Raw genomic sequence first — 15,351 nt, 5'->3', positions numbered from 1 at the left:
TGTACTAGACTGAGAATTAACCACTAATAACGCAACAAAATGAGTATGCCTGACATCAGCCATTGGTTCGATAATTTACCCATAAAGAGCAAGCTTCTCTTGTGCTTTCTAACACCTGTCGTACTAATGCTGGCAGTATCACTGACAGTGCATCACAATACCCGCTCTATGGTTGAAGACAATCGCTGGGTCGCTCACACCCACATTGCCGTCGCGAGAGCTCAAGAGCTACTCACGCTCATCGTAGATATGGAGACAGGTGTTCGGGGCTTCCTCATTTCTGGCAATGACGTGTTTTTAGAGCCCTACGACCAATCTATCGCTTTATGGCGGGAAAAAATTGAGATTATCTCAAGTCAGGTAAGTGATAACCCAAGCCAGGTTGAACGACTCCAAGTGATAGACAATACGCTGAACCATTGGCTCATCACCTCGGTCGACCAAGCACTCAATCAACGGCATCTTGTCTCGACTGGCCGTGCCGATATGCAGAGTATCGTCGAGCTTGTCCAGCAAAAGACGGGAAAAAGGATCGTCGATAGTATTCGAGAACAAGTTGCAGAATTCATCGCAATCGAAGATAAGCTAATAGAAATAAGAACTGAAAAATCTGCCCAATCAGCGCAACGAACAAGCCTCACCCTACTATTTGGCACGCTGTTTTCAGTCATAGTTTCTGTTGGTGTCGCTGTTTGGTCTTCAAATCGGGTCAAAAGGCAGATTACTTCGCTGCTTACTGCAACAAAGAAAGTTACTCTTGGTGACTTAGCCGGAGGGCACTCCATCCTTAAGAACATTAAACATCACGAGGGTAAAGATGAACTAGCAAAGCTCTCAGAAGGACTTAAGGATATGACACTCAGCCTAGTGGCTAACGATGTTAAAATGCGCGACTACAACACCCAACTTCAGGCAGAAGGCAAAAGAGCGGAGCAGGCTGCGAAAGCTAAAAGTGACTTTTTATCAACCATGAGTCATGAAATTAGAACCCCCATCAATGGTGTCTTAGGCATGACCAACCTACTTCTCGAAAGTCCGCTCGATAGAGAACAACAAAAAATGGCGTTGTCGGCTCGAATGAGCTCAGAATCATTGCTTACAATCATTGATGACATCCTCGACTTCTCAAAAATTGAAGCGGACAAAATTGAATTTGAAATGATCGATTTTGATTTGAGTGAATTAGTCGAGAGCGTTGGGGCGATGCTACATGTATCTGCAGAGAAAAAGGGCATAGATCTCACCTGTCCAGCCTCTGCAATTATAAATAGAGGCTATCGTGGTGACCCAGGGCGTATCCGCCAAATACTCTCAAACCTAGTCAGTAATGCGGTCAAGTTTACTGAAAGTGGAGAGGTTGCGGTACGAGTTTCAATCACGGCTAACCCAAATGACATCGACCTTATTCGCTTCGAAGTTAAGGATAAGGGGGCAGGTATTAGCCAAGAGCAACAGAAAAAACTATTTTCGCGTTTTTCACAAGTAGACAGTTCGACAACCAGAAAATATGGAGGGACTGGGCTTGGGCTATCTATCTGTAAACGGCTAACTGAAATGATGGGAGGAACAATAGGTGTCGAAAGTGTTGTTGATATTGGCTCAACATTTTGGGTAGAAATTCCACTGCACAAATCGACCCAACAGATTAATACCCCATCACTCAGCAATAAATCGAATACTCAGCGTATTCTAATTGTTGACCACTTAAACTCGCGAGCTGAACTGCTCTCACAGCTACTCGATCATCTAGGCATTTCCTATCATCTCACTAACAACGGTGAAGCGGCCTTCTCACAACTCATCTCTACTAATTTGACCCCACATGCCTTTTCGACAGTTATCCTCGACTATGACACGCCCGATATAAGCGCCATTGAGTTCGTTGAGAGGCTCGCACAGCACAGCAATATCAAACAACCTCATATTATTGTTAGCTCCACCGTCACCCAACGTAGAGAGGCTGGGTTACTACAAAACGATCATATAAACGGATACCTGACCAAACCTATCACTCAGTCCGATTTTATTGAACTGATAGAAAGTATCTCAAACTCCAACAACTGCACACTTGCTGGTGCACTAAAACAGCGTCACACGCCCAAAGAAAAAACACAGTATAAGGCGCGCATTCTTGTTGTCGATGATGTAGCGACAAACCAAGCGGTATTGCAGTTAATGCTGAACAAATATGGCATCAAGGTCGACAAGGCAAGAAACGGGATAGAAGCATTGGCCAGTTTAGAGAACTGCCATAAAAATTATGATCTCGTGTTTATGGATTGCCAGATGCCTGAAATGGATGGTTATGAGGCAACTCGGGTTATTCGTAGAGGTAACAATTCAAAGATCAATGCTGCAATCCCCATCGTTGCGATGACAGCTAACGCAATCCAAGGCGATCGTGACAAGTGTATTGATTCCGGTATGGATGACTATGTAACAAAGCCAATCAATGCCAAGGCACTAGAATTAACACTCGATAAATGGTTGGTGCATCTGTGTCAATCTGCCTCCAACTCAGAAAGCTATGCGTAGAGGCTCTTGAGCTATTACGATATTGATTTCCCTGTCAAAATCGATACAATCTCTGCGCTATTTAAGCAAACGTTTCTTTATTCTCAGGGCGGGGCGAAATTCCCCACCGGCGGTATTCCCTTCAAAGTTTAGGGTGAGCCCGCGAGCGCTCGATACGTCGAGGTCAGCAGATCTGGTGAAAACCCAGAGCCGACGGTTAAAGTCCGGATGAGAGAGAATGAAAACACACCATCATGCAACGATCGGTTGATCTAAGCGTGTCATGGTGCATTTCGTTTTGGCTGGGTTTTATACCTCAGTGCTCATGTATGCCCTGATTCTGGTGATATTTAGGAGTTAACCATGAATCAGTCATCTCTACTTGCCGAGTTCGGCGAACCAATTACTCGCGTTGAAAACGCACTTATTGCCCTTAAAGAGGGTCGTGGCGTACTTTTGCTTGACGATGAAGATCGTGAAAATGAAGGCGACATTATCTATTCAGTTGAATCACTCACAACGCAGCAAATGGCATTAATGATTCGCGAATGCAGCGGTATCGTATGTTTATGCCTACCAGAAGAGCAAGCAGACCGCCTTGAACTGACCCCAATGGTTGAAAACAACAACAGCGCAAACCAAACTGCGTTTACGGTTTCAATTGAAGCGAAAGTGGGTGTGACGACAGGTGTTTCCGCTCAAGACCGCGTTACTACGATTAAGGCTGCTGCAAACCCAACAGCGCAACCTTCAGACTTAGCAAGACCTGGTCACGTCTTCCCACTGCGTGCGCGCAAAGGTGGTGTACTTACTCGCCGTGGTCATACTGAAGGCACAATCGATCTCATGCAGATGGCTGGTCTTCAGCCAGCAGGCGTACTTTGCGAAGTGACCAACCCAGACGGTAGCATGGCGAAAGCGCCAGAAATCGTTGCCTTTGGTAAGCTACACAATATGCCAGTACTGACCATTGAAGATATGGTGATGTACCGCCAGCAGTTTGAACAAAAACTCGCTTAAAAAGATAAAGCCAAGTGCTCTAGCACTTGGCTTTCTAAGCTTGCTCCCGCTCTTGCAACCACATATTTAGCGCTTCAACAGGAATGGGTTTAGAGAAGTAATAACCTTGGACACAGTTGCAACCGTATGAGCTTAGCATCATGTGTTGCTCTTTCGTTTCGACCCCTTCTGCCACCACTTTAATTTGGTAAGTCTCTCCGATTGCCAAGATCGCTTTGATCAATGCATTGCTTTGCGCGTTGTCCGTTAAATTAGCGATAAAGCTCTTATCAATCTTTAACTCGTCAATAGTGAACTGGTTAAGATGGCTCAAGCATGAGTAGCCAGTACCAAAGTCATCCAGTGAAATGCTGAATCCATGTGACTGCAATCGAGCAATGATAGGTGTCACTCTCTCCAAATCATGAATAAAAATACTTTCCGTTACTTCAAGCATTATTCGCTTGGTGGTTATTCCCACCTCTTCCGTGATCGCAAGTAGACTTTCAACAAATCCGTCGAGCAGCAGCTGTTTAGGAGAAACATTGATAGAAACATTTAACCCCTCACCGCCATTACCCGGTAAATGGCAAATATCTTCACAGGCTTTCTTGAACACAAACAGCCCTATTTCGTTGATCATTCCATTCTCTTCTGCAAGAGGAATGAAGACATCCGGTGGGACAAATCCGTGTTTTTTCGAATTCCATCGAACTAAGGCTTCAACACCCACCGTTTCTCCGCGCGCAGTACATATTTGGGGCTGATACACCACGCTAAGTTCCTGACGGCGCAGCGCATGTTTTAACTGTTGTTCAATTTGATACTCATCTTTGATCTGTTGATTAATCTCATGATCAAAGAATAGGATACTGCCTTTCTTATTTTGCTTAGAGCGGTAAAGGACCATGTCTGCGTTGGTAATTAAGGTTTCTGCACTATCACTGTCGCATGGGTACATGCTGACACCAATACTACAATCGGTTGTCAGTAAGCGCCCATCAATGATCAAGGGCTCATCAAACACGCTTTTGACTGCCGATGTTTTCGCAATTGCATGCTGCTTGTCGTCTATCGCTGGAAAACAGAAAATAAACTCATCACCACCAAAACGAGCCACGGAGTCTTGAGATTCAAGCAAGGATTCAAACTTGCGACTTAAACACTCTAGAAGTTTGTCACCGACAGAGTGTCCATATAGATCGTTAACCTTTTTAAAATCGTCTAAATCCAAGAAAATGACAGCAAGCTTTTTCTGATTCTGTTTCGAATGCTTGATTCCCGCTTCAATCTGTTCGATTAAAGCAGTACGGTTGGATAACCCTGTTAGTGGGTCATGCAACGCCATATATTGCATTTGGTTTTTGGACTCTTCCAGACGCTCAAAATCATCGGTAATCCGTTGTTGGAACTTACCAAAACGCTTCACAATAATATGGCTTGCAATAAAGCTTAGGCCAACCATGAGCAACGTTGAGGCTAAGCTAATAAGAACGAGGTTAATTAACTGCTGGTTGTGGTTGTCTTCTAGTATCTCTTGCTGCTTATCTATGTAACGATTAACTTCGTTGATAGGAAATGAGGCACCAACGTACCAACCCCAAGGATTAAACTGTCTCAGATAGGCAATTTTGGAAGTTGCACTGACTTGTTCACTCGGGGGCTCAATGAAATCGCCTTGCTCGAAGTCACGACGAGAGAGTTTTTGCCAAGCCTTAGCCAATTGACCGTCGAGTTGATAAACGTTTTTTCCAATCAAATCAGAGTTTTCATGCACCAAAATGACGCCATCGGCATCAAAGATAAACACCTTTTCTTCTTGGTTAGCTTGGTAGTCAGCGATACTTGCAATCAATGCGGATTTAACGTCACCCTCCACATCAGCTACGTATTCGCCCGTTCCTATAAACCAGTCATACGGCTCAAAGGCTTTACCAAAACCTATCTTTTCAAATTCTTGTGTGACAGGGAAACCCGGCTTTTGATACCACCAGCGATAAAAAGCTTCACCGTCATTCTGCTGAATCAGCTTGATATGTTCTCTTAAGATGTAGGTGCCTTTAATATCGACAGCATTCCACGCCGAATTACCTTCTATTTGCGGCTTAAGGGCGTGCATTACGTTGATACCGTCCATCTGAAAGATGAAGAAGTAACCGCGATTATTGTAGAAACGAATAGGTTTGAGGGCATCAGAGATCATTTTCTTGATCTCTGATTTACTTTTATTCGGGTTATTTTGGAAGATACTTACGGCGATTTGATGAGCTTCATCAACTCTTTGCTTTGCCTGATTTTTTAACTCTGATACCGTTTGTGCCTGACGATAGACAACTCGGTTGTAAACCTGCTCAACTTGCTCAAAGATCACTTGCTTTTGGTGATCCAACATATTGCTTCGTAACGATTCAACACTAAGACGTGCTTTTTCCTTACTGTCACTGATAAACACCAACATGATGACAGTCGCAAACAAAGCAACAATCAAGGTGGGTACATATCGAATTAACAACACCAGTTTTTTATCGTTAAGAGACGCCAATTCCAACAACCATAAATACTATAGATATATTTAATAACTATACTTCAAACTATCTCCCACAATATAAAACAGTACTAAAGTTGAGTGTTTGGTTAACTTTTGAACTAGAAAAGAGAACTCCATCAAACTCGAGATTGAAAATAACATCTTGTATTGTAAGGAATGTTGCCAACCATCAACTCTTCCTACAAATCATTTTCTGCCAAATTAAGACACCTTTGCCTGCTTCAGTTCATCGCCACGGCTATTCAACTTTATATTGAACAACATTAATAGGATGAGCGCAGCCAAGGTACCACCTAAGGAGACATATAAGGTACTGTAATAATTGTATAGTTCACCGACAACGCCGACAGAAAGGCTCGCTACTAGCATGCTGATATTTAGCATATTAGAGAACAAAGTTGATGCTGTTCCTAATCTATCTCGCATCATGTCTTGCAGAACCACCATTCCCAATGTGGCGCAAATACCGATAAAGAACCCATTCAATAGTTGAGCGGCTAACATGGCCTCAAAGCTTGTGTTGGTCAGCATCACCGCATAAAAAAGCGTACCACTGGCAATTCCCATAAGCAGCAGTTTTACTGTCCCTACTTTCTCCGACAAGCGCCCAGCCCAAAGCATCACAGGGATCTCACATAGTGCGCCAGCACCAAATAAAAAGCCCAACCAGTTAGGGTCAACTTGTAACTCTTGCGAGAGATAAAGAGGCATACTGGTGATATAGAGATTGTTGGCGCCAAAAGCGACAACGAGCACTAGGCAATATAACGAAATCAAGCCACCTTTGCCTTTCGAACTCGGTTTAGTCAGGTCTTCTTCTAACTCTTCGGCAGCCGTTTTACATGAAGGTAAGAAAAACATGATCACTAAGATACCAACAGCAACAATGACAGCAGATGTACTAAATGCCGCGCCAAATCCAAAGCTCGCTTTAAGCATAAAAGCGATAGGCGGCCCGAACACCCACGCAATGGCAATACCTGCACGCATGGTCGACAGGAATATTGTGCTATCTTCAACGTTATCATCCGCGTACTCGCGCCCCATGGCGAATAGCTGTCCAAACGCCGCCCCACCAAAGCTGCCAAACAGTGTGGCTATTGTGACCCCCATCCAATAGTCTCGGATAAAGATAAAGCTCACTACGGTAACCAAGTAACAGGTCAACGATACAACTAAAATCGTTTTTCGTTGCCAGTTCTTGTCAGATTGAGCAGCCAACAGCTGTGAGACGACAACGGAACTAACGACTGCGAGAACCATATATAAGCTCAGCATCATTGGCGAGGCACCAAGCTGTTCGACGATAAATAAGCTCGAAAGTGGGTAAAAAAACGCACCACATAAGCCTGTTACAAATGCGGTGAAAATAAATAATAGAGCAATTTTATCTTTGTACATGATGAGCCAACTCGTGCGATGTAATGTCTTTAACTTATCGCTAGTTTAATCAAACCGATGCCTATCAATTGATAGTATTCGAGCCACCTCTAATACTATTCCTTCAATATCTCTTTTGTTTTTGACGGTTAAAGTCATCTGGCTTAGCCTAGGCGCTGACAAAGGGGATTATTGATGAAACCATTTATAGAAAATGTACTCAGCGCACCAAATTACGACTGGCTGGTGCGAGAATTTCATTGTCGTGTGAAGAAAGAAGAATTTGCTTGTTCATGGCACTATCACTCTGAGTACGAGTTGGTTCTTTACCTTGATCCGGAGAATGTCTTTAACGGCAATTATCTTGCAGGCGATGCAATAGGCCAAGTCCATAACAACACGCTTCTACTTTATGGGCCAGGGTTACCGCATATGATTACAGGCAAGCTTGCAAGCAGTGTAGAAAAACCGCACAGCTCTATCATCGTTTGGCTTAAGCATCATTGGATTGAAAGGCTTCAGTCAACCATCCCCGAAGCACGAAATATCAAAGCGCTACTAGAAAAAGCGGCGTTTGGTATCAAGTTCAGTGACGATACTGCGCAAAAAGTGGCGCAGTTGTTGATTGGAACGGAATCGCTTGAACGCCACTACCAAGCTTTAAAAGTCATGGAAGTTCTTATTCACTTAGCGGATGATCTAGAATCCCAGAAACTTTCTACGACGCCTTATCGAATTAGCCAAATCTCTGATAAGGATGCCCATCAAAAAGTGGAAAGAGCCACGCAATACATCGAAAAGCACTTCCACGAACCGATCAAAATCTCTGATGTGTGCCACGCCCTCCACATCAGTGAAAGCTCGGCATATCGGTTATTTGAAAAGCACTTTGGAGTCAGTTTCTCCGATCACTTAAAGCTATTTCGAATTGGTAAAGCGTGTGAACTGCTTGCCAGTACTCAGTCTCCAATTGCGTTGGTCGCGGAAAAAGCGGGCTTTTCTAACCTTTCTAATTTCAACCGCCAGTTCCGCAGCGTTAAGCAGATGACACCCACCCAGTTTAGGGCTCGGTTTAATTAGATTCCCACTCTCAAAGAGCTATTGTTCGATAAGATCTCTAAAGCCGTAGAGAAATCATAGGCCTCGCATGCCATTTGAAGTTGCTCAAACAGAGAGTCTGTTAACCCCAGCTGAGCCGCTGATTGAATGCTTTTCACTTTGTTCATTGCTAACGTGTCGTCGTTTTTCAACATTGAGACCAATTCTAAATATTGGCTCTCGCTGATCCGACCGCAACCTACTAAGGAGCTTGCCTGTTTTGTCGTCGAGAAAATCGCCTCAATCTCATGACAAACATCGCGAACAACTTGCGAGAGTGTAGATATCACCAAGCTCTTAAACGAATTATTTTCTAGTTCTATACACAACCGCTGAATTTCAACTAAACCCAAACTGGCAGCGATACCTTTCAATGTGTGGGTTTCACTTGGCAAAGACGCCCTATCACAGCTCTCTAAGTTGAACTCAATATGGTTTGCGACAAATTTCTTAAGAAGTGATATGTATAAACGCTCGTTGTCTGCAGCAACACTAAGCCCCCGTGCAACATCTAAACCATGAACATGACTTAGTGACTCAAGCAAAGCAATTTCGCTGACACTAATCGGAGACTCTTTCGCTGAAGCGAAAGATTGATTGTTTCCAATCCAGTCCTGCAATACTAATTTCAGTTGTTCATGATCTATCGGCTTATGAAGCACAGCATTCATCCCTGATTCCAGCGCTTTATCCTCATCACTCGATAGGGTATTGGCTGTCAATGCAATTATGGGGAGGTCATGTAAATCGAGCTCCTTTCTAATTGAAAGTGTTGCTTGGTATCCATCCATGACTGGCATTTGACAGTCCATTAAAACGATATCGAAGTCTTCTTTTTGCAGAACCTCAATCGCTTCTCTCCCATTGCACGCCAAATGAACATTTAACCCCATGCGTTTTAAGAGCTCTTCCACTAACTCTTGATTAAGTACATTATCTTCAACTACAAGCACCTTACCGCGACCAAGAACCGTAGAAGTTTGGATGTAAGCATGATGTTCATCAACCCACTCATTCTCAACAAAGCTAGATATGGCATTAGCCAAAGCAGTACTAGTGAAAGGCTTAGCGAGTATTTGACCAACATTGCTATTCAATGCCTCCCTTTCACACGACGCAATATTACTCGGGCAATTCGCCGCAACAATCACCTTACTTCCTGCATTAAGATAACTTTCAAGATCATCTATAAAATGTTCCAGTTCAGCGCAATCGCTATGTAAGGAGATGATAATCAATTCAGGATCCTGACAACCACTACGAGTCATCGCACAAGAATCTTCATATCCAAAACATGTGATTTCCAACGCTTCCACCTGTGCGATGAGCGATTTTCTCGACTCACTGCATTTGTCTAGGACGACGGCACTATGCAGAGAGCAACGGTTTTTAGCCTGAGATAAGGCCGATTCAAGATATTGATGCTCTATGTAGAAGGTAAACAGCGACCCTTTTCCTGACTCACTTTCAACCTCAATATCTCCCCCCATGAGGTCGACTATGTTTTTTGTAATCGCAAGCCCGAGCCCCGTGCCTCCATATTCACGAGTTGTCGAAGTATCTGCTTGAGAAAAAGACTGGAACAAATTGCTGACTTGCTCGGGAGTCATGCCAATTCCATCATCCTGTATCGAATACTTAAGCACGATTTTTTTGTCAGGTTGCACCTTTTCAACTTCAACCCGAATTCTTACCTTCCCTTGGTGGGTAAACTTTATTGCGTTGAAGCCTAGATTAAGCAGAACTTGCTTTAACCTAAACGGGTCACCATGCAGTTCTTGGGGTACATCAGGGTCAACATATAGAAGCAGATCAACATCACTCCCGTTAACCTTCATTCGCAGCGTGTCTAGCGCTTCATCTAGTACCTCGTCGAGAATAAACGGAATCTTTTCAAGCTCCATTTTGCCCGCTTCGACTTTCGAGAAGTCCAACAAGTCATTAAGCAAGTGCAATAACGATTTTGCAGAGAGATAAACCTTGTTCACATAGTTTCGTTGGTAAGTATCTAATTTAGAATCGAGAACTAAATACGTCATACCAATAATGGCATTCATTGGTGTTCGAATCTCATGACTCATATTCGCTAAAAAGCTCGATTTAGCTTGGTTAGCTGACTCGGCCTCATCTCGGGCAGATTTAAGGCTACGAGTTAGGGAGCGGAGCTCGGTTTGAGAACGGCGAATGACATAACCGAGTAGCAGAATAGCAAGAGTGAAGATTATCGCCGCGTAAATTAGATACTGAGAGAGTTGTTTGAACTGTGCGACTTCCGCAAACCTTAACTCACGCAGGTGATCTAATTTGTCGTCGGCTTTTGTTGCAGCAGAAACCATTTGGCTTGCAATTGAGGCTTGCAATTCAGAGACTTGAGCCACATCCAGGAAATGACGTTTGTAAGCTCTTATCGCGGGGGCCACTCCCTTAAAGGTGGCATTGTCATTTTCTTCGATCAAGTAAGACTGCACGAGGTCGGTATGATAGAGAGCGAGATCCAAAGCATTCAACACATCCTCTTTACTTTTTTCTCTAGTGACACTCTGCCTTGCTAGCATGAAGTCCTTATCGGCTTGACGTGCTAAGCTAATCGCTTGTTTCAGCGCGGTAGCCTGTATACCGACCTCAAGGCTCTGACGCATATCTTGCTCCAAGTCAGTCACATTAGCCTGAGCTAACTTAAGCTCTTGTCGTATACGATATCTTAGTGCTTCAACACTACTAGCAAGTTGGTTGGAAGCTTCCTTCAATACTCTAGAAGCTTCTTGGCCAGTTCTTTGCTCACCTAGCGTCTTGAGTGTTTCCGAGAAGCTATCTTTTGCTTTGCCGAGATCTTCCAGTAATCGCAACTCATAGCTGTCTTGAAGGGCTACAGATAACTTGGTAATCAGCTGCGTAAGTTTGTTTAAGTTCTCTTTAGCTCGTTGAAGATCATTCTCTCTGCCTAACCATAAAAACTCCACACTAGAGGCGTGTATTGCTTGCGCCACTATGGTTATTTCGTAGCAAAGAGCATCATGATTTGCGACACGTATCATTTTCTCTCTGTTCGTTAGCTCTGCCGCTTTCTTATAAAGCACCTTAGAGGCCAAACGTTTTTGCAGTTCATTGGTTTTGCTCGTGGCCTGCATCGCATCTAACTCCATAACAACCAAGCGTTGCTCCTGAAGTTGAGTTAAGCGTTTATACTCTGCAAATAAGCTTTGGTAATCAGAAATAGAATGGAGTAGCGAAGAGTCTACAAAATCTTTTGTCGCAGCACTTCCTTCAAAATCGTCGGCCAGACCCAGAGTGATATCAATGTACTCTTCTGCTTGTACTGCTACCTCTGTTTGTCTATCGCGCGTATAGGTCAGCTCAGACAGTCTCGCATTGTCGAGAGACAGCAATAACTGCCCTGCTAAGCTATAACGCTCTAGAGAGGCATAGGTTTTATTGATACTGACACCTGCTAGAAGACCTACAAAACAGAAAAGTGCAATCACCAATAAAAAACCGAGGCTAATGTATTTCGCCTGTTGCGAAATTCTTATCTCATTGTCTCTTGTCATACGATTTGCACACTGTATTCGCCACTATCGACATCCGCGTACAGTTCCATAATTTGCGCGATTTCGGGCATTAACGATAAGAAATGAGGCACGAGTTCCGGATCAAAATGGCTACCCGACTCATTGACAAGTAGTTGGCAAGCTTCTTCGACGGACCAAGCTCGCTTATATGGTCTTGAACTTGTGAGCGCATCAAACACATCCGCAATAGCAACGATTCTCGCTGATAGAGGGATACTGGAACCTGAAAGTCCGTTTGGATAACCAGAACCATCCCATTTTTCGTGATGCCCAATGACAACTTCTCTCGCTAAATTTAATAAGGGAGAATCATGCCCACCCAAGATCTCGTATCCATACTCCACATGTCTTTTCATCTCTTGCCATTCGAGAGCATCAAGTCGACCTGGTTTGAGGAGCACAGCATCAGGTGTCCCGATCTTTCCTATGTCGTGCATTGGAGCAGCTTCGAAAAGTAAATCACACCAGCTTTCCTCAGCACCTATCTGCTTAGCTAGCAAGCGACTATAATGACTCATCCGAATCACGTGCATACCCGTCTCGTTATCCTTGTATTCAGCAGCACGAGCTAGGCACTTAGTAATCTCCAATTGGTTTCTAGCGATCTCAACGGTTTTATCTTTGACTTGTCGCGTCAACAGACGGCTATTGCTGTAAGCGTCGATCTGCGAACGAACTCTTACTCGCATGATTGGCGGACTGATTGGCTTGGTAATATAGTCCACTGCACCAAGATCAAATCCTGATTGCTCCTTATCAACATCACATTGTGCGGTAAGAAATATCACTGGTATCGATGCTGTAATTGGGTTTTTCTTCAGTTGTTTACAGACCTCGAAACCATCTATGTCTGGCATAATGATGTCCAGCAAAACAAGTTCTGGCTTTGGGTCTTGGCTCGCTATCTGCAGCCCCCGCTCTCCATTTGTCGCGGCTTTCACGACATACTCATCGCGCAGTACATTTGAAATAAGCTCTATATGCTCGGGGGAGTCATCAATGACCAACACCACGGGTTTATCACTATACATATCAAAGTCTCCTCGTTGATTAGTAGACATAGACAGCCCCAGAGCCTGAGGCCCCATTGTCTTTTGGCGCGTTTCCAGAAATAGGTAAGCTAGAAGCCTCATTAAATGCACCAACAACTAAGGCTTCCCCTTTACCGCTCATCGCGAGCGCTGATCCAAACTGGTCATTTGAGTTGGTATTGGTGGCTTTTAAATAGGCGGTTTGTCGCCAGACTCCCCGGTCTTCGGTGAATACATAGGCAGCACCTGAGGAAAGCGCAGCGTTGTCCTGAAGATCACCGAAAAGACCAACACTGGAAGAACTTTCTTGTGGGGAGCCTACAACCAAAGTATCTCCATCACGATTGAGCTGCGTCTTGTACCCAAATCGGTCATGAGCATCAGAATTTGAAGGTTTTAAATAAGCTTGTTGGCTCCATACATTTTGCTCTTTTACAAACAGATAGGCTGCTCCGGAGGAAGGAGCCGAGTTGTTAGATTCATCTCCATAGCTATCTGCATTGGATGACTCCTTATAAGCACCAACACTTAAAACGTCTCCATCTCCGTTAAGAGAAACAGAAAAACCAAATTGATCGCCAGCGTCTGGGGTAGAAGGTTTAACATATGCCTCCTGAACCCAAGCTCCGCCGCTATTAGAGAATAGATAGACTGCGCCCGAGTCGATGGCGCTATTGTTACTCTGATTATCATTTATACCTTTGGCATTTGAAGACTCTCCGGGAGCGCCGATTGCAAAACTGTCACCATCGGCACTCAGCGCAACGTCGTAGCCAAATGAGTCTTTTCTATCAGTATTCGAGGCTTTTATGTAAGCGGTTTGTCTCCAACTGTTATTCTGAAGCTCAAACAGAAAGGCCGCACCAGATAACAGAGCTGAGTTGTCGGCCTGATTGCCGTCGATTCCTTGTGAAGAAGAAGCTTCTGCTGGAGCGCCGACTAATAAACGCTTCCCATCGAAACTCATAGAGAGTGAAAAGCCAAATGAGTCCAAGGCTTCATTGTTCGACGACTTTAAGTAAGCTTGTTGCTGCCAGACCTCACCTTGTCGTGAGAAAACATACACAGCACCAGACATCGGTGCACTATTATCTAGTTGATCACTCCCCACACCAACCGCGTTAGACGCCTCCTGTATAGCACTGACAGCAAGCGTCCGTCCATCGCCGCTCAGGGCCACAGCGTAGCCAAACTGGTCACCTTTGTCTGTATTAGATGCTTTGAGGTAAGCGGATCTATCCCATTGTCCGTCTTTGAAGCTATACACATAAACCGCTCCAGCTTGTGCTGAGCTATTATCTTTTTCATCCGCGTTCAACCCTGTACCAGAAGAACCTTCCTTTATTGCACTTACCGCTAAAGTTAAACCATCGTCACTCAACGCCAGTGCATGACCAAAGTTATCTCCTAATTCAGCATTAGAAGCCTTTAAAAAACCTATTGCCGAAAGACTTTCGCTATCACCCAGTGTTACCTCATTACTTTTCCTTAAACCCTGTTGGTTATGCGCTATTACGAAAAACTCATCACTTACTTGTAGCAACTGCTCTACCTGGGCTTGATACTGAGTTTCTCCATAAGTCATTGCGAGTTGTCGACATTCATTAGGTTGGGAGATGTCTTTCTGGCATAGGGTATAAGAGTCTGCGTAATCACTTTGCTGCCAGCTAAATTGAAATGTTTTGGTTTTTCCCATCAATGCAGTGGGTGAGCTCATTTCAAATGGTTCAGGGCTTTGAAGAGGGATAGTGGAGGAAGTTTCATCGCCACTTTTACAGCCAAAGATAGATAGAACTGTCACTGTTAACAAGGCTTTTAATCGTTGCATAACTGTTCCTTCTTAAATAGAGGGTTGCAGTAAAAAGTCCTTTTGACACTTATAGTCTGCTCTTTACAGGCACATATATTCCCTACTATGCATAAGGCACACCAAATCCACAGAGATTAAAAAAACGGACTCCATATCCTTTTGATAATTAATATAAGTTTAATTATTCCGCCCCAAAATTAAGATTAATTTACACTTCATTTAAGTTTTCTAGCACCCATAAAACTGCTGCTGGAATATAACCCAGCCCTGATTTCTATGAACTTTCCAATTTAAGATGTATTTTGACTTTCAATTTGAGAATGCCCCCTCTCGACGAAGTCGTATGTCAGCCAGAAATCTGCTTTTAATTTAAATTACCTTTAATTTAATTATTAAAAATTA

Annotated in this window: 8 protein-coding genes and 1 riboswitch; of the genes, 3 read left to right on the top strand and 5 right to left on the bottom strand. The window is 43.8% G+C overall.

Translation table 11 applies throughout. From position 1 onward, the window contains the following. The first annotated feature begins 39 nt into the window (after positions 1–39). Positions 40–2,535 (top strand): response regulator, encoded by a 2,496-nt coding sequence (locus tag LYZ37_RS16810; RefSeq protein WP_272788017.1) that lies wholly within the window; start codon positions 40–42, stop codon positions 2,533–2,535. Between the two features lie 75 nt (positions 2,536–2,610). Beyond that, positions 2,611–2,758: riboswitch (FMN riboswitch) on the top strand. Between the two features lie 119 nt (positions 2,759–2,877). Further along, positions 2,878–3,534: a 3,4-dihydroxy-2-butanone-4-phosphate synthase gene (ribB, locus tag LYZ37_RS16805; protein ID WP_272788016.1), complete on the top strand. Its 657-nt coding sequence runs from the start codon at positions 2,878–2,880 to the stop codon at positions 3,532–3,534. Positions 3,535–3,568: 34 nt separating this feature from the next. Here ribB and LYZ37_RS16800 read toward each other — a convergent pair whose 3' ends face one another. Both LYZ37_RS16800 and LYZ37_RS16795 read right to left on the bottom strand, forming a co-directional pair. Beyond that, a complete protein-coding gene (locus LYZ37_RS16800; protein WP_272788015.1) occupies positions 3,569–6,055 on the bottom strand; it encodes a bifunctional diguanylate cyclase/phosphodiesterase in 2,487 nt (828 codons plus the stop codon). Positions 6,056–6,262: 207 nt separating this feature from the next. After that, positions 6,263–7,462, bottom strand: coding sequence for a sugar efflux transporter (locus LYZ37_RS16795; protein WP_272788014.1), 1,200 nt, complete (start codon positions 7,460–7,462; stop codon positions 6,263–6,265). Between the two features lie 174 nt (positions 7,463–7,636). Here LYZ37_RS16795 and LYZ37_RS16790 point away from each other — a divergent pair, with 174 nt between their 5' ends. Then, positions 7,637–8,521 (top strand): AraC family transcriptional regulator, encoded by an 885-nt coding sequence (locus LYZ37_RS16790; protein ID WP_272788013.1) that lies wholly within the window; start codon positions 7,637–7,639, stop codon positions 8,519–8,521. On the opposite strand, the gene LYZ37_RS16785 is transcribed toward LYZ37_RS16790, so the two are convergent. The 3 genes from LYZ37_RS16785 to LYZ37_RS16775 are packed head-to-tail and all read right to left on the bottom strand — an operon-like array spanning position 8,518 to position 14,967. Next, positions 8,518–12,087: a hybrid sensor histidine kinase/response regulator gene (locus LYZ37_RS16785; protein WP_272788012.1), complete on the bottom strand. Its 3,570-nt coding sequence runs from the start codon at positions 12,085–12,087 to the stop codon at positions 8,518–8,520. The two genes, LYZ37_RS16790 and LYZ37_RS16785, sit on opposite strands and share 4 nt — an antisense overlap. After that, the gene (locus tag LYZ37_RS16780; RefSeq protein WP_272788414.1) at positions 12,084–13,139 is read right to left on the bottom strand and encodes a response regulator; all 1,056 of its coding nucleotides are present in this window, start codon (positions 13,137–13,139) and stop codon (positions 12,084–12,086) included. Before LYZ37_RS16780 ends, LYZ37_RS16785 begins: the two co-directional genes overlap by 4 nt. 19 nt (positions 13,140–13,158) lie before the next feature. After that, on the bottom strand, positions 13,159–14,967 hold the full coding sequence (locus tag LYZ37_RS16775; RefSeq protein ID WP_272788011.1) for an FG-GAP repeat protein: 1,809 nt from the start codon (positions 14,965–14,967) through the stop codon (positions 13,159–13,161). Positions 14,968–15,351 lie beyond the last annotated feature (384 nt).

It is taken from the genome of Vibrio tubiashii, assembly GCF_028551255.1.
In the GTDB taxonomy this organism is placed as follows: Bacteria; Pseudomonadota; Gammaproteobacteria; order Enterobacterales; family Vibrionaceae; genus Vibrio; species Vibrio tubiashii_B.
The sequence above is the reverse complement of the archived record's forward strand: the minus strand, read 5'-3'. Positions and strand labels throughout refer to the sequence as shown.

What these genes read in the sequence shown, in the direction of transcription:
- LYZ37_RS16790 (WP_272788013.1), top strand. Translation starts at nt 7,637, where the DNA reads ATGAAACCATTTATAGAAAATGTACTCAGCGCACCAAATTACGACTGG.
- LYZ37_RS16795 (WP_272788014.1), bottom strand. Translation starts at nt 7,462, where the DNA reads ATGTACAAAGATAAAATTGCTCTATTATTTATTTTCACCGCATTTGTA.
- LYZ37_RS16775 (WP_272788011.1), bottom strand. Translation starts at nt 14,967, where the DNA reads ATGCAACGATTAAAAGCCTTGTTAACAGTGACAGTTCTATCTATCTTT.
- LYZ37_RS16785 (WP_272788012.1), bottom strand. Translation starts at nt 12,087, where the DNA reads ATGACAAGAGACAATGAGATAAGAATTTCGCAACAGGCGAAATACATT.
- LYZ37_RS16810 (WP_272788017.1), top strand. Translation starts at nt 40, where the DNA reads ATGAGTATGCCTGACATCAGCCATTGGTTCGATAATTTACCCATAAAG.
- ribB (WP_272788016.1), top strand. Translation starts at nt 2,878, where the DNA reads ATGAATCAGTCATCTCTACTTGCCGAGTTCGGCGAACCAATTACTCGC.
- LYZ37_RS16780 (WP_272788414.1), bottom strand. Translation starts at nt 13,139, where the DNA reads ATGTATAGTGATAAACCCGTGGTGTTGGTCATTGATGACTCCCCCGAG.